Source organism: Leclercia adecarboxylata (genome assembly GCF_006171285.1).
GTDB lineage: Bacteria > Pseudomonadota > Gammaproteobacteria > Enterobacterales > Enterobacteriaceae > Enterobacter > Enterobacter barmai.
In genome coordinates this window covers 3,376,193-3,397,235 of the sequence record NZ_CP040889.1, presented here as the reverse complement: position 1 = coordinate 3,397,235, position 21,043 = coordinate 3,376,193, and the positions used below count along the sequence as shown (strand labels likewise).

Below are 21,043 nucleotides of genomic sequence, written 5' to 3'. Positions count from 1 at the left end.
CTGATAACTCCCACCCGACGTGGGAGTTATTATTTTTTTGACGTACTGCCGGAGCTCCCATGAAAACCAAACTTAATGAACTGCTTGAATTCCCTACTCCTTTTACTTACAAAGTAATGGGACAGGCGTTGCCTGAGCTGGTTGATCAGGTGGTTGAGGTAGTACAGCGCCATGCGCCAGGTGACTACTCTCCGACGGTGAAACCCAGCAGCAAAGGCAACTACCATTCCGTTTCGATCACCATCACTGCCACGCATATTGAACAAGTCGAGACCCTGTATGAAGAGCTCGGCAACATCGATATCGTTCGCATGGTGCTGTAACGCCTTTCGGTTACCCGCATCGCCGGGTAACCTGTTTCACCTCTGTGATATACTCCCCGCTACAGTTTTTTCCTTCGTTCGGAGAGATCGTTTTGTATCAGGACACCCTTCTCGTTCGCCAGCTTGGGCTGCAGCCCTATGAGCCTGTCTCCCAGGCTATGCATGAATTTACTGACACACGCGACGAGAACACGCCGGATGAGATCTGGCTGGTAGAGCACCCCCCCGTATTTACCCAGGGTCAGGCGGGCAAAGCCGAGCATCTGTTGATGCCTGGCGATATTCCGGTTGTCCAGAGCGATCGTGGCGGGCAGATTACCTATCATGGGCCGGGTCAACAGGTGATGTATGTCCTGCTCAACCTGAAGCGCAGGAAGCTCGGCGTGCGTGAACTGGTGACGCTGCTTGAACAGACGGTAGTCAACACGCTGGCTGAATTTGATATTGAAGCGCACCCGCGCGCAGACGCCCCGGGCGTCTATGTCGGCGAAATGAAAATATGTTCTCTCGGTCTGCGAATTCGTAAAGGGTGTTCTTTTCACGGTCTTGCCCTCAATATTAATATGGATCTTTCGCCTTTCCAGCGCATCAATCCTTGTGGTTATGCCGGGATGGAAATGGCACAAATGCGCCAGTGGGTAGAGAACATTACGCCCGAAATCGTACAGCCACATTTAGTTAACTCTTTTTTAGCGCTGCTAAACAATCCGCCGCATAAATATATCCCTGCTTAATGACTTTCCGCATTTGGCTCATTTATTTTATGAGCCACTCTTATTCCACTGCATTTATCCTTTACATTAATTCGCAGATTCTATATTTTCAAAACACCCGCAACCTAACTGCGTATACGCGATCGCCTGCTTTCAGCATCGACAGGGCCACCCGGTCGGTGCGATTATGCCTGCGCAAAAACCAGACAACCCCATGAGTTTACTTAACATTCTTAATTCCTTGAAACTGTTTAAGCATAACAATAAGCACATTATTTAAATTCAACTATTATTTATATTGTGAATACATACGGAGGGACAGCGTGGATAATAATAATCTTCCAGAAAAGCGCTTGAGCGATCCAGGCAGTGATGCAAAGCCACAAATTTTTCGGACTTTACGTAATATAGATCTTAATTTATTGACGATTTTTGAGGCCGTATATGTGCACAAAGGGATCGTTAATGCTGCGAAAATTCTGAATCTCACTCCCTCAGCAATTAGTCAGTCTATCCAGAAATTGCGCACCATTTTTCCCGACCCGCTGTTTATCCGTAAAGGCCAGGGCGTGACGCCTACCGCCTATGCCACGCATCTGCATGAATATATCAGTCAGGGGCTTGAATCCATCCTCGGGGCGCTGGATTTAACCGGCAGCTACGACAAGCAGCGAATCATCACCATTGGCACAACGCCAGCCATAGGCGCGCTGGTGATGCCACTGATCTACCAGGCCGTGAAGACGCATGCGCCTCAGCTGATGTTACGCAATATCTCGGTTAATGACCCCGAAGCGCAGCTCAGCCAGTTTCAGACCGATCTGATCGTGGACAGCAACACCCTGAATGCCCGGGCCTTAAGCCGCCACGTGCTGTTTGCAGATAAGCTACTTCTGATCTGTCGCAAAGGCCATCCGGCGCTGCAGGAGGAAGTTACGGTTGAAAATCTGCAGCGCTACGAGCAAACGCTGCTGCTGATGGAGGGGCAAAACCTCAACGGGCTGCGACAGCGCGTTCAGGATATTTTCCCGGAACGTCTGGTGAATTTCAGCAGTTACAATATTTTTACCATTGCCGCCCTGGTTGGCAGTAGCGATCTGCTGGGTATCATCCCGGAGCGCCTGTTTAATATGGTGCGTCACTGCTGGCCGGTGGAACAGATCCCCTTCGCCCCGCTGAATGCCGAGTCCGTCGAAATCTCGCTGTATTACAATAAGCTGAGCATGCGCGACCCGGTGCTGGAAAATCTGATAAACGTTATCCGCCAGGCCTTTTAATCGGGGCCATCCCACGTAAAGTTGCGCTGAACCACGCAAAAAGCACTAAACAACAACTATTTTACAATTTGGCGACCGGGCAGGCTGCTTTATCGTCCGTATCAATGATATACTGCCTGTCGTTCGTTCAAAAATAGTTGATAAATACAACATTCCCTTGAATTGAAACGCTTTCCTTCGATTTTCGCAACTGGAAGACGCACGCTATGAGTAAACCCATTGTGATGGAACGCGGTGTTAAATACCGTGATGCCGATAAAATGGCCCTAATCCCGGTTAAAAACGTGGCTACGGAGCGCGAAGCGCTGTTAAGAAAACCGGCATGGATGAAAATTAAACTTCCGGCGGACTCTTCGCGTATTCAGGGAATCAAAGCGGCGATGCGCAAAAACGGCCTACACTCCGTGTGTGAAGAGGCCTCCTGCCCGAACCTTGCCGAGTGCTTTAACCACGGTACCGCGACCTTCATGATCCTCGGCGCCATCTGTACCCGCCGTTGCCCGTTCTGTGACGTTGCCCATGGTCGTCCTGTCGCCCCGGATGCCAATGAACCGCAGAAGCTGGCCCAGACTATCGCCGACATGGCATTACGCTATGTGGTTATCACCTCCGTTGACCGCGACGATCTGCGCGACGGCGGTGCTCAGCACTTTGCTGACTGTATTAATGCCATTCGTGAAAAGAGCCCGTCCATTAAGATTGAGACGCTGGTTCCTGACTTCCGTGGCCGTATGGACCGTGCGCTTGAGATCCTCAACGCCAATCCGCCAGACGTGTTTAACCACAACCTGGAAAACGTACCACGCCTCTATCGTCAGGTTCGTCCGGGCGCAGATTACAACTGGTCGCTGAAGCTGCTGGAGCGTTTTAAAGAAGCCCATCCGGATATCCCGACTAAATCAGGTCTGATGGTCGGTCTCGGTGAGACTAACGAAGAGATTGTTGAAGTGATGCGCGACCTGCGCCGCCACGGCGTCACCATGCTGACCCTGGGCCAGTATCTGCAACCAAGCCGTCATCACCTGCCGGTGCAGCGTTACGTAAGCCCTGAAGAGTTTGACGAGATGAAAGCCGAAGCGATGGCGATGGGCTTTACCCATGCTGCCTGCGGTCCGTTCGTGCGTTCCTCTTACCATGCCGATATGCAGGCGAAAGGCGAAGAAGTGAAGTAAACCCGTCACAAAAGTTTACAGTTCCCCCATAAAAAAACCGGCTTACAGGCCGGTTTTTTTCTTTCAAAAGCCATATGGCAATTGCCGTTACTCTTTGTGAGAGAGTTTCTCGGCTGCGATATCCGCGTCGGCAGTTTTCTTCGCCGTTGCGTCATCGTCATTCATCGCCTTTTTAAAGCCTTTGATGGCAGCACCCAGGTCTCCGCCCAGCGTACGTAATTTTTTGGTACCAAACAGCAGGACAACCAGTGCGGCTACCACCAGCAATTTGGTAATACTAATTTCACCCATAGATACCTTCTTGACGTAAACAGGCTGCATTGCGCGCCTTAAAAACCCGACCTTATTAACGGTCATTTGACGCCCGCACACAATAGCAATCTGTAACAAGGTGAATCAAGCGTTGTTTAAAAAACTCACAATAATTGCGGCGGCGCGAAGCGTCGGTTGCGCAGGACCGGCAACTGCTGGCGCGCCTGGATGATACGCTCCCGGCTAATCTCTGCCAGCAGCAGCGCAGGCCCCTCGGCGGCTGCCGCTATCGTTACGCCAAGAGGATCGATTATGCGGCTCTGGCCGATATTCTTATTGCCGCACTCCCCTGCCGCTATCACATAGCAGGTGGTGTCCAGCGCCCGGGCCGCCAGTAGCGTAGACCAGTGATGCTCCTTGAGCGACCCTCTGACCCAGGCCGCAGGCAGGACCAGCACTTCTGCCCCCGCCAGCGCCAGGTTCAACGCCATCTCCGGAAAGCGCAGATCGTAGCAGGTCATTAATCCAAGATGGATGCCGTCTATTTCAATCAGCGGCGGTACAACCGAGCCAGCATCAACCAGTCTGGACTCCTGAATACTGAACGCATCATAAAGATGAAGTTTGGCGTACTGCTCAACGATCCTGCCGCCGCGCAGGGCAACAAGAGTATTAATCGCTCTGCCCGCAGTAGAAGGGACATGCACGGTCAGCACCGTGGTCAGGTTATTACGCGCGCTCTCGGCCAGCAGCAGCGTCAGAAAACTTCCGTCAAGCTGCTGGGCTGACTTCACGGAGAGGTCAGGATCGTTGTCGTCCCGCGCCAGCAGCGCTTCCGGCAGCACCAGCAATGATGCCCCCTGCTCTGCCGCCTGAGCCATCAGTGAAACGCAGGTTCCGGCATTTTTTTGCCAGTCCGCTGTTACTGCAAATTGTCCAACCGCAACGTACATATTTTCCCCCTGCATTAAACGGCGTTACACTCATAGCCCTTACACATCAAACAGCAGGTATTGTTCGTGTTTCAACTACTTTTAGCCGTTTTTATCGGTGGGGGCACAGGAAGCGTAGCGCGCTGGCTATTGAGCATGCGCTTTAATCCGCTTCATCAGCAGATCCCGTTCGGCACGCTGACAGCCAATCTCCTGGGCGCATTTATTATTGGCCTGGGGCTGGCGTGGTTCAACAGAATGACTCACATCGATCCGGTCTGGAAAGTATTGATCACCACCGGCTTCTGCGGCGGGCTGACCACCTTCTCGACATTTTCAGCAGAAGTGGTGTTTCTGTTGCAGGATGGGCGGGCGGCATGGGCGCTGCTGAACATCGCCGTCAACCTGCTGGGCTCGCTAATGATGACCGCGCTCGCATTCTGGTTAATTTCTGCGGTTAACGCGCATTAAATATCCAGGCCTTAATGTTGGCTTAATTTTTCTCAGGCACCCTGTCACCACATACACTGAGGGGTGTCGCCATGAAAGAGAAAATAACAAGCGCGGGGATGGTATTGCTGAGCCTGGCGATCGTTGCCAGCTTTTTGAGACTGTACTTGTTCAGCTAAGACAAAACGAAAAAAACCCGCTCAATGAGCGGGTTTTGAAATTCTGGCTGTCTCGTCTGAATTACAGAGCGATTACGTTAGCAGCAGAAGGGCCTTTGGCACCGTTAGTGATTTCAAACTCAACGCGCTGACCTTCAGCCAGAGTTTTGAAACCATTGCTCTGGATTGCAGAGAAGTGTACGAACACGTCTTTGCTGCCATCTTCCGGAGTAATGAAACCGAATCCTTTGGACTCATTAAACCACTTAACGTTACCTTTAATCTTAGACATCAAAATTACCTTTACATGAAAATTGGACACAAATGCTGTGTCGGGTATCAGTACAACAATTGTGAGCGGTTTTGTCCAGCGCCTTTTTGAAGAAAAGTGACAAAAGTCGCGTTAAATTTTGCGCCCCAATTTTTATCCTTTACGATTCAACAACTGGCTATTAAATCGCCAGTACGTAAAGTTTTTTCAGTTAAAACTGGAACCGCATCCAGGCGAAGTAAACGTTACCGTTGTTATAGGTTCCGGGGATGTAGGTCATCTGGAAGGTCGCCGGACCATACCCTATGGAGGCCAGCGGCAGGGCAAGCGGAATGGGGATGTAATTCCAGTTATCGCGCGCCGTCACTGCGGCGGTAAAGCCAAGTCCCACATGGAAGTTGTCATCGGCCAGCGGACGCCAGGTTTTCTCCCAGCCGTAGCCTGCAATGGGCTCCCATTTATTGTATGAGTCTTTGAACGCCATCGCGTAAAGGCCGTGCCAGTTCCCTTTTTCATCCCAGCGTGACTGACCGAAGCCAGCCCCCCACGGACGCTCGTTGTAGCGATCGGTCTTCTCTTTGTCGTAAGCAAAGCGGGCATGCCAGGTGATGGCGGGTACATAAAGATCGTAATGCTGGGGTTCTTCCCAGGTTTCAACCATATCGTTGTGGATAGTTTTGACCCAGGCTCTGAGAGGAGGTACGTCTTTAGCCGTTGCCGCAGTAGAAAAAGGTAACTGAGCAAAAATAAAAGAAAAAATAAGGACAGGCTTATTAAAAAATTTCACAATAAAATTACCATTCTCATATTCACTGCGTGTTCTTGCACAGAATAGATGAATGAAAACCTGACAGCATTGGCGTAAATCTTAATTATTAACTCGAATGGATAAGAATACTCCTGGTAATACAACACACGCTTAAGGAGTAATTAAGCGCTGATTAAGAAATATTATGTTGATGCAACAACTTATACAGCAAAGTACAGCTAACACCACTGCCGGTGGCCCGCCACCGCTGCCTTAGCGCATCGAGGCGGCTGTGCACTACCGCAGATGGACATGGAGGTGTAAATCGCTTTCTTCAATGAATCATCATTTTATTAAATACAGCAGCATAATAATGCTGAACTCTGCCATGCATTCTGAGCACGATAAATTCACAATTTATGCGGCGGAAAACAAAACATTAACTCGTCATCATGACACGTTTATCCAGGACATTTTAAACCTCAGCTAAACCAACACAAATATAATCTTTATTATGTCAGTAGCACTATTTTCAGCAACGCAATACCCTGCCTGTCCCCTGGTCATCCGCACCGAGCGACAAAGGCCCCGCAACAGGACCAACCAGCGCAGATAAATCGCGCAGCAGTAGCAAAATCGGGAGGAACGCCCCTTTAGTAGTAGATTTATTGATTTTAGTCAGCGAGGCCGGGCCATTATTTCGGCACATTTTGTCACCTTATTTTCATTGTTTATTTATCCTTTCGCTCTGGGGCGGCGGGAAACTGAGGGATCCATGCTAACGTTTATCGAGCTCCTGATCGGGGTGATAGTCATTGTCGGCGTCGCACGCTACATCATCAAAGGTTACTCCGCTACCGGGGTGCTGTTTGTCGGCGGTCTTGCCCTGCTGATCGTCAGCGCCCTGATGGGCCACAAGGTGCTGCCGTCCAGCGCCACCAGCACCGGCTACACGGCGACCGACATTATTGAATACATCAAAATCCTGCTGATGAGCCGCGGTGGCGATCTGGGGATGATGATCATGATGCTCTGCGGGTTTGCCGCCTATATGACCCATATCGGCGCTAACGATATGGTGGTCAAGCTGGCCTCGAAGCCGCTGAGCTATATCAACTCCCCTTACCTGCTGATGATTGCCGCCTATTTCGTGGCCTGTCTGATGTCGCTGGCCGTCTCGTCGGCAACCGGCCTGGGCGTATTGCTGATGGCGACCCTGTTCCCGGTGATGGTTAACGTGGGGATCAGCCGCGGTGCGGCAGCGGCTATTTGTGCCTCTCCGGCGGCGATTATTCTCTCGCCTACCTCCGGTGACGTGGTGCTGGCCGCCAAAGCCGCCGAGATGCCGCTGATCGATTTCGCCTTTAAAACCACCCTGCCGATCTCGATTGCCGCCATTATCGGCATGGCGATTGCGCACTTCTTCTGGCAGCGCTACCTCGATAAAAAAGAGAACATCTCTCACGAGCGTCTCGACGTCAGCGAAATCACCACTACCGCCCCTTCCTTCTATGCCATTCTGCCGTTCACACCGATTATCGGGGTGCTGATTTTCGACGGCAAATGGGGCCCGGAGCTGCATATCATCACCATCCTGGTGCTCTGCATGCTGATTGCCGCGGTGCTGGAATTTGTGCGCGTCTTCAATACCCAGAAGGTCTTTAGCGGCCTGGAAGTGGCCTATCGAGGCATGGCGGACGCCTTCGCTGGCGTGGTCATGCTGCTGGTTGCGGCCGGGGTCTTTGCCCAGGGGCTGAGCACCATCGGCTTTATCCAGAGCCTGATCTCGATTGCCACCTCTTTCGGTTCAGCGAGCATTATCCTGATGATGGTGCTGGTGGTGCTGACCATGCTGGCGGCGATGACCACCGGCTCCGGTAACGCGCCATTCTATGCCTTTGTGGAGATGATCCCGAAACTGGCGCACTCGTCCGGTATCAACCCGGCCTATCTCACCATCCCAATGCTGCAGGCCTCTAACCTGGGCCGTACCATCTCCCCGGTGTCCGGCGTGGTCGTAGCCGTGGCCGGGATGGCAAAAATCTCGCCGTTCGAAGTGGTGAAACGCACCTCTGTTCCGGTGCTGGTTGGGCTGGTCATCGTCATTATTGCCACTGAAGTACTGGTGCCTGGCACCGCGGTAGGCTAAGTCTGCCCACAGCATAAAGCGCCTGCGGGCGCTTTTTGTGCTTTAATAACTCCCAGCAATATTTTGCTTACAACCATCAGGAATTGACATGTTCAGAAAGGATTTCGTTTTGCCTGTCAGCGCAACCGCAGTCGCGCTGTGCGCTTTGCCAGCCCTGGCAGCCCCGCTTCAGGCGACGCAATATGCAGATTTCGATCGCTACGTGCTGGCGCTCTCATGGCAGTCTGGTTTTTGCCAGAGCCTGCATGACCGCAACCGCGCAGCGCCGGACGAGTGCCGCCTGCAAAAAGAGCGTGACGACAAAACGACCATCCTCACCGTGCATGGCCTGTGGCCGGGCCTGCCGAAGTCTATCGCGGCCCGCGGCGTCGACGATCGTCGCTGGATGCGCTATGGCTGCGCAACCCGCCCCATCCCGAATATGCCGGAGGCAAAAGCCAGCCGTAAATGCGACGCCGCAGAGACCGGCCTGTCGTTGACCGGGGCCGCTAAGCTGAACGAGGTGATGCCCGGTGCAGGCGGTAACTCCTGCCTTGAGCGTTACGAATATGCCAAACACGGGGTCTGCTTCGGCTTCGATCCGGACGCCTATTTCGGCACCATGGTGCGCATGAACCAGGAAGTGAAAGCCAGCCCGCTGGGGCAGTTCCTCGCAGAGAACTACGGCAAAACCGTCACCCGCAGCGCCTTCGATGCCGCGGTCGCCAGGAGCTGGGGGCCCGCCACGGTCAAAGCCGTTAAGCTCAGCTGCAGCGGCAACCCGGCGTATCTCACGGAGATGCAGATGTCGCTCACCGCGGCCAGCATCAACGCCCCGCTGGCCACAGCCTCATTTGCCCCGCAGCCGCATCCGGGCAACTGCGGGAAACAGTTTGTAATCGATAAAATCGGCTACTGAGGCCTTACCCTTTTCGCGCGTCCGGGCGGACCAGGTCAAAGCGTTGATCCTCGCTAATGGCGAAGTACGCCGTCGGGCCACCGGCGCGCAGCACCGGCTGCGCTTTCGCCGTCTGGTAGATCCCCTCATGCAGCAGGCTTTCGTCAATGTGGATCCCCACCACTTCCCCCAGCACCAGCCAGGTATCGACCGGCGCGCCGCTGGCGGCAGTAAGCTGGATGCACTGCGACAGGCGGCACTCAAAGTTGACCGGACTTTCGGCAACGCGCGGCACCTTCACCAACCTGCTCTCCGCCTTGGTCAGCCCGGCACGCAGAAACTCATCCTCACCGTGCTGCAGGCTGGCCGAGGTCTCATTCATGGCGCTGGCCAGATCGCGGGTAGTGAGATTCCAGACAAACTCTTTGGTCTCGACAATATTGCGCACGCTGTCTTTCCAGCCCGAGCTGGCAAAGCCAATGATTGGCGGGTGGTAGTTAAAACAGTTGAAAAAGCTGTAAGGCGCCAGATTGGGGCGTCCTTCAGGATCGCATGACGCAATCCAGCCAATCGGACGTGGACCAACAATGGCGTTTAAAGGATCGTGCGGCAGGCCGTGTCCCTGGGAAGGTTGGTAGAAGTACATAGCGCTCTCTGGTCAGATTCATGTTTCACACCGGCAGGCACGGATTACGCTTCGCTCATCCCCCTGCCCCAAGAGGATCAGCGTAACGCAATCCGTAGAAAAGTAAGAATGAATTAGGTGCTACAGTCTTCGTTGTTCTGCTGTTATGGGTGTGTCACGCTACATAACCTGCGCATTAGAAGGATAATCCAAATTTCAGAAGGATCACTTTTTTCGCTTGAATTTCATACTATCGACCCAGCTGATGCCCCCGGACTACATCCACGCCATGAATGTGACAACCATCACTTCAAACCCGGGCGCAGACTCAGTATTATCAGGGGTAGTTAAACCCTCGCTACCGGATGGCGAGGGTTTTCTTTTGGCATCTCTTCTGCGGCTGTCGCAGCATTAACGACATGGAGTAAATAATGTCCAGACCCACAATTATCATTAACGAACTCGATGCTGAACGTATCGACCGCCTGCTGGAGCAACCGGCCTTTGCATCGCTGCCCATTGCGGATGCCCTGAACGCAGAACTGGATCGCGCCCAGATGTGCGCTCCGCAGGACATGCCGTCCGACGTGGTGACCATGAACAGCAAGGTGAAGTTTCGCGATCTGACCAACGGCGAAGTGCGCACCCGCACGCTGGTTTACCCGGCGCAGATGACCGACAGCAGCACGCAGCTGTCGGTGCTGGCGCCGGTGGGTGCCGCGTTGATTGGACTGCGTACCGGCGATACCATCCACTGGGAGCTGCCGGGCGGTACCGCCACGCATCTGGAGGTGCTGGAACTGCTCTGGCAGCCTGAAGCGGCGGGCGAATACCTGCGCTAATCCCATCTGAATAAGCGTTTAAGCGCTTTACCCAGAGGATGCCCGGGCATCCTCTTTCCGTTCTCTTTCATTACAAAAGCGTGTCCCCAGGCACAGGGTTAACCAGTCCTGTAACCCGATCTTTTGCCGCTTCCGCGCTTTGCGCACCGGGCACCAGAATGATTTTCCGGCAATCCTCCTGACGTTTTTCAAAGATCTCGTAGCCGCGAGCCGCCTCTTCAAACGGCATATAGTGGGTAACGATCTCTTCGGGTTTCAGCAGCCCTTTCTCAATTAACGGCAACAGCTCGCCAAGCCAGGCGTGAACGTTGGTTTGCCCCATCTTGAAGGTGAGCCCTTTGTCGAAGGCATCGCCAAACAGAAAACCGTGAATAAAGCCGGCATAGACGCCCGGCACGCTGACAATCCCACCGCGCCGCACCGCCGCGATACACTGCCGCAGGGCCTTGCCGCTGCTGCCCTCGAGCTTGAGATTGGTTAATACCGTTTCCGTGGTGCTCCCTTTCGCCTCAAAGCCTACCGCGTCGATCACCGCGTCCACGCCGCGATTTCCGGCGGTCTGCTCGATGATTTTCTCGGCGGGGTCTTCGTCGCGATCAAAGTTGATGGGGATAGCGCCGTAACGCATCTCGGCGAAACGCAGCCGGTAATCGTGGTGATCGACAATAAACAGCTGCTCGGCGCCCAGGTAGCGCGCGCAGGCAAGGGTCAACAGCCCCACCGGCCCGGCACCAAATACCGCCACGCTGCTGCCCCGGGTGATCTGGGCATTTTTGGCCGCCTGCCAGGCGGTAGGCAGGATGTCGGAGAGGAACAGCGCTTTATCGTCTGAAAGCACCGGCGGCACTTTAAAGGGGCCAACGTTGCCTTTTGGCACGCGGACATACTCCGCCTGGCCGCCGGGCACCCCGCCATACAGATGGCTGTAGCCAAACAGCGCCGCCGGAGCCGGGATCTGCTTTTTGTTCAGGGCCGCGCCCTGCCCGGTGTTAGTGCTTTCACAGGCGGCATACTGCTGCATGCGGCAGAAGAAACAGTCGCCGCAGGCAATAACAAAGGGGATCACCACCCGGTCGCCCTTGCTCAGGTTTTTGACCTCTCGTCCGGTCTCCACCACTTCGCCCATAAATTCATGCCCGAAGATATCGCCATGTTTTACCTTCGGTATCTTCCCGCGATAGAGGTGCAGGTCAGAACCGCAGATCGCGGTTGCGGTGATGCGCAGAATGATATCATCAGCCTGTTCGATGGCCGGATCGGGTACCGTTTCAACTTTAACGCTGTGTGGACCGTGGTACGTCAATGCTTTCATTTGACCTCCGGTTTCAGAGAAAAAAGACGGGTTTACCTTCAAAGGGTAGCTATCGCCGGGGATATACAGGGGAAATGGGCGGCTTTGGGAATAATCCTGGCAAGGAAGCGATGCGGCAAAACGCCAGCAAACGAAGCGATATTAAAAAGTGTCACCGAGGTATCAGAATCTATTTATATTTTGTGTTTGAATGGATTAAGCGTAAATAACAGGGAGAAACGGGTATGTACCAGACGATTATTATGCCGGTGGATGTTTTTGAGATGGAGTTGAGCGACAAGGCGATTCGCCACGCTGAATTCCTCGCGCAGCAGGATGGCATTATTCACTTACTGCATGTATTACCGGGCTCTGCCACCTTCGGGTTGCATCGCTTCGCCGCCGATATGCGCCGCTTCGAAGAACATATCGAGCAGGAAGCGAAGACCCGGCTGCAGACCATGGTCAGCCATTTCAGCATCGATCCCTCACGGATCCGCACCCATGTCTGTTTTGGTAACGTGCGCGACGTGGTCAACGAGGTGGCCAGCGAGCTGAAAGCCGATATCGTGGTGATCGGGTCACGTAACCCGTCCATCTCCACCCATCTGCTGGGCTCGAACGCCTCTAACGTCATCCGCCACGCCTACATTCCGGTGCTGGTGGTGAGATAAAAAAAAAGAGGCTACCCCAGGGTAGCCTCTTCACATTGCAGGTGTTGTCTTACGTTCTTATGCTGTTTTGGTACGAATCAGATGATCAAAGGCGCTCAGTGACGCTTTCGCCCCTTCGCCGGTAGCGATGATAATTTGTTTGTACGGCACGGTGGTGCAGTCGCCCGCCGCAAATACGCCCTTCACGCTGGTTTCACATTTGGCATCAATGATGATCTCGCCCATGCGGTTGCGCTCAATCGCGCCTTCCAGCCAGGTGGTGTTTGGCAGCAGACCAATCTGTACGAAGATCCCGGCCAGTGGCACACTGTGCACATCGCCGCTCACGCGGTCGCGGTACTCAAGCCCGGTCACTTTGCTGCCGTCGCCTTTCACTTCGGTCGTCTGCGCGTTCAGGATGATATCGACGTTCTTCAGGCTGCGTACTTTATCCTGCAGGACCCGATCGGCCTTCATCTCCGGCGCAAACTCCAGCAGCGTGACGTGCTCAACGATACCGGCGAGGTCGATAGCCGCTTCCACACCCGAGTTGCCCCCACCGATGACCGCCACGCGCTTGCCTTTAAACAGCGGGCCGTCGCAGTGCGGGCAGTAGGTCACCCCTTTGGTGCGATACTGATCTTCACCAGGCACGTTCATATTGCGCCATTTGGCGCCGGTGGCAATGATCACGCTGCGCGCTTTCAGCACTGCGCCAGACGCGGTTTCAACCTGATGGAAGCCGCCTTCCTGCGCCGCAGGCACCAGTTTGCTGGCGCTCTGGCTGTCGATCACATCCACTTCATATTCGCTGACGTGCGCTTTCAGGGCGCCAGCCAGTTTCTGGCCTTCGGTTTTCGGTACGGAGATGTAGTTTTCAATGTCCACCGTATCCAGTACCTGACCGCCAAAGCGCTCGCCCATCAGACCGGTGCGAATACCTTTACGGGCGGAGTAAACCGCAGCCGCCGCCCCCGCAGGACCAGAACCGACGATCAGCACGTCATAGGCATCACGCTTGTTCAGCTCTTCTGCGGCACGTTTTTCTGCGCCGGTATCCACTTTGGCGACGATTTCTGCCAGCGTCATACGACCCTGACCAAACTCTTTACCGTTCACAAAGACCGCCGGAACGCCCATCACGTTGCGATCGGTGATTTCGTTCTGGAACACGCCGCCGTCGATAGCGGTGTGTTTGATGCGCGGGTTCAGTACCGCCATCAGGTTCAGCGCCTGCACCACGTCCGGGCAGTTATGGCATGAGAGCGAGTAGTAGGTTTCGAACTCAAAATCCCCGTCCAGGTCGCGGATCTGCGCAAGCATTTCCTGCGTCTCCTTCGACGGATGGCCACCGGTCCACAGCAGTGCCAGCACCAGTGAGGTAAATTCGTGGCCCAGCGGGGAACCGGCAAAGCGCGGACCCTGAGTGGAGCCTGGGTTAGTGATCAGGAAAGAGGGTTTGCGCACGGCAAGACCGTTATCTTCCTTGAAAGTGACCTTTTCAGACAGGTCGGCGATTTCCGCCAGCAGTTCCTTGATTTCTGCCGATTTAGCGCTGTCATCCAGCGTGGCAATCAGCTCAACAGGTTTGGTCAGCTTCTCAAGGTAGGCTTTGAGCTGGGTTTTCATATTTGTGTCGAGCATTATTCATCTCCTGCTTAAAAAACATCATCATGCAAGCGGCCTTATCCGGGCTGCCTGAATGCAACTTGCATCATGGTGTTGAGGGAATAACGGGTGCGACGCACCCGTTAAAAGCGAATCGGTAGGCCCGTGCAAGCGCAGCGCCGCCGGGCTTTACAGATTTAGATCTTGCCAACCAGGTCCAGGGATGGAGCCAGAGTCGCGTCGCCTTCTTTCCATTTCGCCGGGCATACTTCGCCTGGGTGAGAAGCAACGTACTGAGCCGCTTTGATTTTGCGCAGCAGGTCGGATGCGTCACGGCCAATACCTTCAGCGGTAACTTCGATGGCCTGGATAATGCCCTGCGGGTCAACGATAAAGGTGCCACGATCGGCCAGACCTTCGTCTTCACGCATGTTTTCAAAGTTACGGGTCAGGGCGCCAGTCGGGTCACCGATCATCGCGTATTTAATTTTCGCGATGGTTTCTGAGCTGCTGTGCCATGCTTTGTGGGTGAAGTGGGTGTCGGTAGAGACAGAGTAAACGTCCACGCCCAGCTTCTGCAGTTCTTCGTAGTGATCTGCAACGTCACCCAGTTCGGTCGGGCAAACGAAAGTGAAGTCTGCTGGATAGAAGAAGAACACGCTCCAGCGGCCTTCGGTGTCTTTCTCAGTGATTTCTACGAAATCACCGTTTTTGAACGCCTGGTTTTTGAAAGGTTTAATTTTGGTGTTGATTAAAGACATCTGTACTTCCTCCGTGTTTTCGTTGAGAGCTAAGGTAACCAACTTTAAGCAAACCGGCTAATGCGTTTGCCGTATCAAATCAATCAGCAATACCTAACAACGTTTTACGAAACCCTGATGGACCAAAGTAAAAAGGCCGCCTGACGGCGGCCCTGATACCCGACTAACCCAGGGGCTCTTCGGTGCCAGCCAAAGCTGGCGATGTGTTGCGCTCTACATCACCTTTAGCAAGGTCGTAACAGCGAAGTGGATTACACCACCCACCCCACCAAAGGGCAATTGGCAAAGCCGTTGTAATATCTATGGCTGCGATAGGTTTTATCTAATCACAGCTTTGCCGTTGTTTTATAAAGAATTCAGACGTTCGCCCGGCAATCTGTTACATGATCGTTCAGCAGGAATGACAGCAGGTGGTCGGACTTGCCGATAAAGAACCATCGAACACTATGATGGGATCGCGTTAATACCAGGCGGGTGGGAGAAATTCAATACTTCCGCCAGCGTTTCGCAGATAAATTTATTCCAATAAATGCGTAGCCTTTATTTCATTAATCTACAGCCATGATATATTAAGTCAGAATTTAAATTCAGTTAAGTTATCCGATCAAATGGATGGTGAATGGCTAACTAACTTCTATAATCATTGTGTATATAACCGCAGTAACAAAAAGTCTACTCAGGATGAAACATGGCTAATCTCTACGATCTTAAAAAGTTTGACCTTAATCTGTTGGTTATATTTGAGTGCATCTATCAGCACCTGAGTATCAGCAAGGCAGCAGAAACGCTTTTTATCACCCCTTCTGCCGTCAGCCAGTCGTTACAACGACTGCGTAATCAGATTAACGATCCGCTGTTCATCCGGTCAGGTAAAGGCATTACGCCTACCACGGTAGGTATCAATCTGCATTTGCATCTGGAGCAAAACCTCAACCAGATTGAGCAGACCATTAACATGATGAACATGCCCGGGCTGAAAAAGAAGATTCATATCTTTTGCCCGCAGATCCTGACGCCGCATAACATACTGAACCCGGTACTTTCGCTGATGGAAGAGTACAACTATACCGTTGAGTTGCAGGATGTGTTGTTATCAGGAGAAAGCGCTGAAGATTTACTGGCCTACAGAAAAGCAGACCTGATATTTAACTTCACCCCAATAGAAAATCACTCGGTTGTTTGCACCCATTTTAAGACGATGAAATTTATCTATGTGTGTCGCAACGATCACCCGCGCCTTGGCGAGAGCGCAACGATTGAGGAGATGCAAAATGAAAAGTTCACCCAGCTGATCAGCGATAAACCAGGGGTAAGAGAATTTCATGCGATTGCTGACCGGGTCATGCCGAACAGAAGCATTGCATTTCGCAGCGACTCCTTTATTTCCTTAATATCGATAATAAGTTCGTCAAATTTAATTGGAATATTGCCGGAAAGCACCTATGAGCAATACCGTCATACGATGAATATCCGGAAATTCGATACGCCGATTGAACTGCCTACCGCAAATTTATACATGCTCTATAACAAAACGGCGCTTAATAGCGATATCTTTGCCCAGTTTATAAAGTCGGTAATAAATTAAATAATTGCTGAACATTCCGGTTGAAGTAAATAACAACCTGAATGTTCAGCCTCCCATCCTGTTTTTAAAGCGCGTTTAACCGCTCCGCCGCCGCCAGCAGCGTGGCTTCCTGCTTGGCAAAGCAGAGGCGAATCAGCTTGTGCGGGAACGGATCGGCACAGAACACCGATAACGGGATCGCCGCTACCCCCACCTCTTTGGTTAACCACTGGCAAAAACTGACGTCGTCCAGATCGGAAATCGCGCTGTAGTCCGCCAGCAGGAAGTAGGTGCCTTCACAGGGCAGGATCTCCAGACGACTGTCGCTCAGTGCGTCGATAAAGCGATCCCGGCGTGCACGATAGAAGTCCGGCAGCTCGCGGTAATGTTCCGGCTGGTTGCGCAGCATATCAGCAATGGCCAGCTGGGCCGGGGTATTGACGGCGAACGTCAGAAACTGATGCACCTTGCGCAACTCGGCGCTGATGGCCGCAGGCGCCACGCAGTACCCCACTTTCCAGCCGGTCATGTGAAAGGTTTTGCCAAACGATGACACAGCTACGGCCCGCTCCCGCAGCTGCGGATGGGCCAGCACGCTGGCATGCCCCGCGTCGGCAAAGCAGATGTGCTCATACACTTCATCGCTCAGGACATAAATTTCACGCTCCGCAATGGCCTGCCAGAGGGCGGCGAAATCAGCCTGCTGCCAGACGGTTGCCGACGGATTATGCGGGGTGTTGAGGATCACCAGCCGGGTTTTCTCGCCAAGCAGCGCTGCAAAGGCCTGCCAGTCCGGGCGGAAATGCGGCGGCTGCAGCGCCACACGTTTCACTACGCCACCCGACAGCTCAATCGCCGGGGCATAGCTGTCGTAGCTGGGTTCAAAGCAGATCACCTCATCGCCCGAGCGCACCAGCGCCGTAATGGCGGCGTACAGGGCTTCGGTTGCGCCAGCGGTGACGGTGATGTCGCTGTTGGCATCCGGTTTGTAGCCATACAGCTCCGCGGTTTTGTCGGCAATCGCCTCACGCAGAGGCTGCACGCCGGTCATCGGCGCATACTGGTTTGCGCCGTTCGCCACATGGTAAGCCAGCCGTTGCTGGAGATACTCTGGCCCATCGAAATCGGGAAAACCTTGCGACAGATTGATGGCGTTAAACTGCTGCGCCAGAGCGCTCATCTGCGTAAAGATGGTGGTGCCGAGACCGGGGAGTTTGCTCTGTGGAATCAGTGGGTTATTACTCATTTCGACGGGCCTGTATGTAACACAAATGTTGCTGCCACTATAACACGATGCTAGTATTTGGCAATCAAGACGCTTAGACGTCTAAACCATAATGATATTCCTGGCCGAAGAGGTAAGAAGGAAGATGACAGACAACCTGCAACTCACCGCCCTGGTCGAAGCCTGCCACTGGATCGGCGCAAAAGGCTGGGCCCCCGCCACCGGCGGCAATATGTCCATACGCCAGGACGACACCTGGTGCTGGCTCAGCGAATCCGGTAAAGACAAAGGCAGCCTGACGACCGCTGATTTCCTGCAGGTTGAAATTGCCACCAACCGCGCCCCCTCCGGGCGAAAACCCTCCGCCGAAACCGGTCTGCATACTCTGGTCTATCGCCTCTTCCCGGACGCAAACGCGGTGCTGCACGTTCACACGGTCAACGCGACGGTGCTGTCACGACTGGTCACAGGGCCTGAACTACACATTAGCGGCTTTGAGATGCAAAAATCGCTCAGCGGACAGACCACGCATCTGGATACCGTCCCGGTAGCCCTCTTTGATAACGACCAGGATATCGACGCGCTGGCGTCGCGTATCGCCCATTACGCCCGGGAGCGCCCGCTGAATTATGGTTTTCTTCTGCGCGGTCATGGCTTAACCTGCTGGGGACGCGACGTGGCAGAAGCCCGGCGTCATCTTGAAGGCCTCGAATTCCTGTTCGAGTGCGAGATGCGTTTACGACAACTGGAGAGAGTATGATTCGCGCGATTGTGACGGATATTGAAGGCACCACCAGCGATATTCGTTTTGTCCATAATGTCCTGTTCCCCTACGCGCGCGAGCGGCTGGCCGCGTTTGTTAATGCGCAGCAGTATGCCGAGCCGGTCAACACCATTCTGGACAACCTGCGTGAAGAGATTGCCGCGCCGCAGGCCAGCACCCGCGAACTGATTGACACCCTGTTTGCGTTTATGGACGAAGATCGCAAATCCACGGCGCTGAAAGCGCTGCAGGGGATCATCTGGCAGGAGGGCTACCTCAACGGCGACTTCACCGGCCATCTCTATCCGGACGTTCTGCCTTCCCTTGAAAAATGGAAAGCGCAGGGTATTGATCTCTATGTTTATTCCTCCGGCTCCGTGGCGGCGCAGAAACTGTTATTTGGCTACAGCGACGAAGGTGATATTACTCATCTGTTCAGCGGCTACTTTGATACCCACGTGGGTGCCAAGCGCGAGGTGCAGTCTTATCAGAACATTGCGGCCCAGATTAACGTCGCGCCCTCGCAGATCCTGTTCCTGTCGGATATTCACCAGGAGCTGGACGCCGCTGAACAGGCCGGCTTTCGTACCCTGCAGCTGATTCGCGGCGATGATGACGGTGCCAGCCACCATCACCAGGTGCATCAATTTGACGACATCAATCCGGAGCAGATCCCTTCATGAGCGCATTGACTATTTTTTCCGATAAAGAAGCCAGCCAGCCGCAGTGGCAAAGCACTGATGCCGACGCCATCGCACAACAGCTTAACGCCCGTGGCGTCCGCTTTGAGCGCTGGGAAGCCGACCGTGACTTAGGCCGCGATCCGGCGCCAGAGGCGGTGATTAATGCTTACCAGCACGCCATCGACAAGCTGGTGGCGGAAAAGGGCTATCAGAGCTGGGACGTGATCAGCCTGCGTGCGGATAACCCGCAAAAAGAGGCCCTGCGTGCGAAGTTTCTTAATGAACACACCCACGGCGAAGATGAAGTGCGTTTCTTTGTGGAAGGTGCCGGGCTGTTCTGCCTTCACATTGACGACCAGGTTTATCAGGTTTTATGCGAGAAAAACGACCTGATCTCCGTTCCCGCCGGGACGCCGCACTGGTTTGATATGGGTTCCGAGCCGAACTTTACCGCCATTCGCATCTTCGATAACCCCGAAGGCTGGGTGGCGCAGTTTACGGGCGACGCCATTGCGGATGCGTATCCAAGGTTGCCCTAGCAACGTGCCATGCCCGGCGGCGCTGCGCTTGCACGGGCCTACAAAACCAGGTTTTGTAGGCCCGTGCAAGCGCAGCGCCGCCCGGCATTACTCAGACCGCACTATGCCCCAAACACCCCGCCCGCCACATCCTCAGGCCACACCACTCCGCTATCCAGCACCCAGCCGCTGATCAGCGCCGCAGGCGTAACGTCAAACGCCGGGTTATACACCTCTGCATCAACCGGTGCCCACTGCACCGCCCCGAAGCTCCCCGCTACGCCGGTCACTTCCCGGGCATCACGCTGTTCAATAGGGATCGCCTCCCCGTTCGGGCAGTTCGGATCGAGCGTCGTTTGCGGAGCAGCAACATAAAACGGAATGCCGTGGAATTTCGCCAACACCGCCAGCGAATAGGTGCCGATTTTGTTCGCCACATCGCCGTTGGCGGCAATGCGATCTGCCCCCACCCACACCGCATCTACCTGCCCTTTGGCCATCAGGCTGGCCGCCATCGAATCGGTGATTAGCCTGTACGGCACGCCCAGCTCGCCGAGCTCCCAGGCCGTCAGCCTGCCGCCCTGCAGCAGCGGACGGGTTTCATCCACCCAGACGTTACTGACGTTGCCCTGCTGATGCGCAAGGGCAATCACCCCCAGCGCCGTGCCCACGCCCGCGGTTGCCAGCCCGCCGGTGTTGCAGTGGGTCAGCAGACGGCTGCCCGGCTTCACCAGCTCGCTGCCCGCGCGGGCGATGGCGTCGCAGAGCTGCTTATCTTCGTCGATCAGGCGCAGCGCCTCCGCCACCAGCGCCGGGACAAAATCCTCCTGCCACAGCGCCTGCTTCATGCGGTCGAGGTTGTTCATCAGGTTCACCGCCGTCGGGCGTGAGGCGCGCAGAGTCTCCAGCGCCAACGCCAGTTCATCCCGGCTTTGGCCGTTCTCCGCCAGCAGGGCTAACAGCAGGCTGGCAGACAGCCCAATCAGCGGCGCGCCCCGCACGCGCAGGGCGTGAATATGCCCCACCAGCGCCTCTACCGTTGTCGCATCCAGCCAGCGTTTCTCCTGCGGAAGCGCCTGTTGGTCGAGAATAAATAGCTGATTTTCCGTCACCCGCAGGCTGGTCGTCTGTAATCTCTGCATGTCGTTAATTCTCTGTTGCGTTGTTGTAGCACATTGTGTCAGGATA

General features: G+C 54.2%; 23 protein-coding genes. 13 read left to right on the top strand and 10 right to left on the bottom strand.

The genetic code is table 11. The features are described 5' to 3' along the window. Positions 1-59: 59 nt before the first annotated feature. From ybeD to lipA, 4 genes are all read left to right on the top strand, one after another. A complete protein-coding gene (ybeD, locus tag FHN83_RS17950; RefSeq protein ID WP_003022706.1) occupies positions 60-323 on the top strand; it encodes a DUF493 family protein YbeD in 264 nt (87 codons plus the stop codon). A 92-nt stretch (positions 324-415) separates the two neighbouring features. After that, positions 416-1,057, top strand: coding sequence for a lipoyl(octanoyl) transferase LipB (gene lipB, locus FHN83_RS17945; protein ID WP_039031367.1), 642 nt, complete (start codon positions 416-418; stop codon positions 1,055-1,057). Between the two features lie 302 nt (positions 1,058-1,359). Next, positions 1,360-2,313: a YbeF family transcriptional regulator gene (locus FHN83_RS17940; RefSeq protein ID WP_039031368.1), complete on the top strand. Its 954-nt coding sequence runs from the start codon at positions 1,360-1,362 to the stop codon at positions 2,311-2,313. 206 nt (positions 2,314-2,519) lie between these two features. Continuing rightward, the gene (gene lipA, locus FHN83_RS17935) at positions 2,520-3,485 is read left to right on the top strand and encodes a lipoyl synthase (RefSeq protein WP_138369603.1); all 966 of its coding nucleotides are present in this window, start codon (positions 2,520-2,522) and stop codon (positions 3,483-3,485) included. An 87-nt stretch (positions 3,486-3,572) separates the two neighbouring features. On the opposite strand, the gene tatE is transcribed toward lipA, so the two are convergent. Both tatE and FHN83_RS17925 read right to left on the bottom strand, forming a co-directional pair. Continuing rightward, positions 3,573-3,776 (bottom strand): twin-arginine translocase subunit TatE, encoded by a 204-nt coding sequence (gene tatE / locus FHN83_RS17930; protein WP_039031370.1) that lies wholly within the window; start codon positions 3,774-3,776, stop codon positions 3,573-3,575. Between the two features lie 125 nt (positions 3,777-3,901). Further along, positions 3,902-4,690, bottom strand: coding sequence for a deaminated glutathione amidase (locus FHN83_RS17925; protein ID WP_039031371.1), 789 nt, complete (start codon positions 4,688-4,690; stop codon positions 3,902-3,904). A 66-nt stretch (positions 4,691-4,756) separates the two neighbouring features. On the opposite strand from FHN83_RS17925, the gene crcB reads away from it, so the two are divergent. Continuing rightward, positions 4,757-5,140: a fluoride efflux transporter CrcB gene (gene crcB / locus FHN83_RS17920; protein ID WP_039031372.1), complete on the top strand. Its 384-nt coding sequence runs from the start codon at positions 4,757-4,759 to the stop codon at positions 5,138-5,140. Between the two features lie 219 nt (positions 5,141-5,359). Here crcB and cspE read toward each other — a convergent pair whose 3' ends face one another. Both cspE and pagP read right to left on the bottom strand, forming a co-directional pair. Further along, a complete protein-coding gene (gene cspE / locus FHN83_RS17915) occupies positions 5,360-5,569 on the bottom strand; it encodes a transcription antiterminator/RNA stability regulator CspE (protein WP_002439184.1) in 210 nt (69 codons plus the stop codon). A 190-nt stretch (positions 5,570-5,759) separates the two neighbouring features. Further along, the gene (gene pagP, locus FHN83_RS17910) at positions 5,760-6,335 is read right to left on the bottom strand and encodes a lipid IV(A) palmitoyltransferase PagP (RefSeq protein ID WP_251929718.1); all 576 of its coding nucleotides are present in this window, start codon (positions 6,333-6,335) and stop codon (positions 5,760-5,762) included. Between the two features lie 736 nt (positions 6,336-7,071). Here pagP and dcuC point away from each other — a divergent pair. Then, the gene (dcuC, locus tag FHN83_RS17905; RefSeq protein WP_139564545.1) at positions 7,072-8,445 is read left to right on the top strand and encodes an anaerobic C4-dicarboxylate transporter DcuC; all 1,374 of its coding nucleotides are present in this window, start codon (positions 7,072-7,074) and stop codon (positions 8,443-8,445) included. A gap of 88 nt (positions 8,446-8,533) precedes the next feature. Next, the gene (rna, locus tag FHN83_RS17900) at positions 8,534-9,343 is read left to right on the top strand and encodes a ribonuclease I (protein ID WP_138369605.1); all 810 of its coding nucleotides are present in this window, start codon (positions 8,534-8,536) and stop codon (positions 9,341-9,343) included. Positions 9,344-9,347: 4 nt separating this feature from the next. Here rna and FHN83_RS17895 read toward each other — a convergent pair whose 3' ends face one another. Beyond that, on the bottom strand, positions 9,348-9,968 hold the full coding sequence (locus tag FHN83_RS17895) for a flavin reductase family protein (RefSeq protein ID WP_138369606.1): 621 nt from the start codon (positions 9,966-9,968) through the stop codon (positions 9,348-9,350). Between the two features lie 410 nt (positions 9,969-10,378). Between FHN83_RS17895 and rnk the strand changes: the two genes are divergently transcribed. Then, positions 10,379-10,789, top strand: a complete 411-nt coding sequence (rnk, locus tag FHN83_RS17890) for a nucleoside diphosphate kinase regulator (protein WP_039031377.1) — start codon at positions 10,379-10,381, stop codon at positions 10,787-10,789. A 70-nt stretch (positions 10,790-10,859) separates the two neighbouring features. Here rnk and FHN83_RS17885 read toward each other — a convergent pair whose 3' ends face one another. Then, on the bottom strand, positions 10,860-12,101 hold the full coding sequence (locus FHN83_RS17885; protein ID WP_039031378.1) for a zinc-dependent alcohol dehydrogenase: 1,242 nt from the start codon (positions 12,099-12,101) through the stop codon (positions 10,860-10,862). A 224-nt stretch (positions 12,102-12,325) separates the two neighbouring features. On the opposite strand from FHN83_RS17885, the gene uspG reads away from it, so the two are divergent. Continuing rightward, complete coding sequence (uspG, locus tag FHN83_RS17880; protein ID WP_138369607.1) at positions 12,326-12,754, top strand: universal stress protein UspG; 429 nt, start codon at positions 12,326-12,328, stop codon at positions 12,752-12,754. 57 nt (positions 12,755-12,811) lie between these two features. Here uspG and ahpF read toward each other — a convergent pair whose 3' ends face one another. Together ahpF and ahpC are read right to left on the bottom strand one after the other, a co-directional pair. Beyond that, positions 12,812-14,377: an alkyl hydroperoxide reductase subunit F gene (gene ahpF / locus FHN83_RS17875; protein WP_139564544.1), complete on the bottom strand. Its 1,566-nt coding sequence runs from the start codon at positions 14,375-14,377 to the stop codon at positions 12,812-12,814. Between the two features lie 161 nt (positions 14,378-14,538). Next, positions 14,539-15,102, bottom strand: a complete 564-nt coding sequence (gene ahpC / locus FHN83_RS17870; RefSeq protein ID WP_032617008.1) for an alkyl hydroperoxide reductase subunit C — start codon at positions 15,100-15,102, stop codon at positions 14,539-14,541. Positions 15,103-15,790: 688 nt separating this feature from the next. On the opposite strand from ahpC, the gene citR reads away from it, so the two are divergent. After that, positions 15,791-16,687: a DNA-binding transcriptional repressor CitR gene (gene citR, locus FHN83_RS17865; protein WP_139564543.1), complete on the top strand. Its 897-nt coding sequence runs from the start codon at positions 15,791-15,793 to the stop codon at positions 16,685-16,687. Between the two features lie 64 nt (positions 16,688-16,751). On the opposite strand, the gene FHN83_RS17860 is transcribed toward citR, so the two are convergent. After that, positions 16,752-17,912: a pyridoxal phosphate-dependent aminotransferase gene (locus FHN83_RS17860; protein ID WP_138369610.1), complete on the bottom strand. Its 1,161-nt coding sequence runs from the start codon at positions 17,910-17,912 to the stop codon at positions 16,752-16,754. 124 nt (positions 17,913-18,036) lie between these two features. Between FHN83_RS17860 and FHN83_RS17855 the strand changes: the two genes are divergently transcribed. From FHN83_RS17855 to FHN83_RS17845, 3 genes are read left to right on the top strand one after another with little or no spacing between them, the layout of a single operon-like run. Continuing rightward, positions 18,037-18,651, top strand: a complete 615-nt coding sequence (locus tag FHN83_RS17855) for a methylthioribulose 1-phosphate dehydratase (RefSeq protein WP_139564542.1) — start codon at positions 18,037-18,039, stop codon at positions 18,649-18,651. Continuing rightward, entirely contained in the window at positions 18,648-19,337 is a 690-nt protein-coding gene (gene mtnC / locus FHN83_RS17850) for an acireductone synthase (protein ID WP_039031384.1), read from the top strand. Before FHN83_RS17855 ends, mtnC begins: the two co-directional genes overlap by 4 nt. Beyond that, positions 19,334-19,876 (top strand): 1,2-dihydroxy-3-keto-5-methylthiopentene dioxygenase, encoded by a 543-nt coding sequence (locus FHN83_RS17845; RefSeq protein WP_139564541.1) that lies wholly within the window; start codon positions 19,334-19,336, stop codon positions 19,874-19,876. Before mtnC ends, FHN83_RS17845 begins: the two co-directional genes overlap by 4 nt. Positions 19,877-19,977: 101 nt before the next feature. Here FHN83_RS17845 and mtnA read toward each other — a convergent pair whose 3' ends face one another. Then, entirely contained in the window at positions 19,978-20,997 is a 1,020-nt protein-coding gene (gene mtnA / locus FHN83_RS17840) for an S-methyl-5-thioribose-1-phosphate isomerase (protein ID WP_139564540.1), read from the bottom strand. Positions 20,998-21,043: the final 46 nt, after the last annotated feature.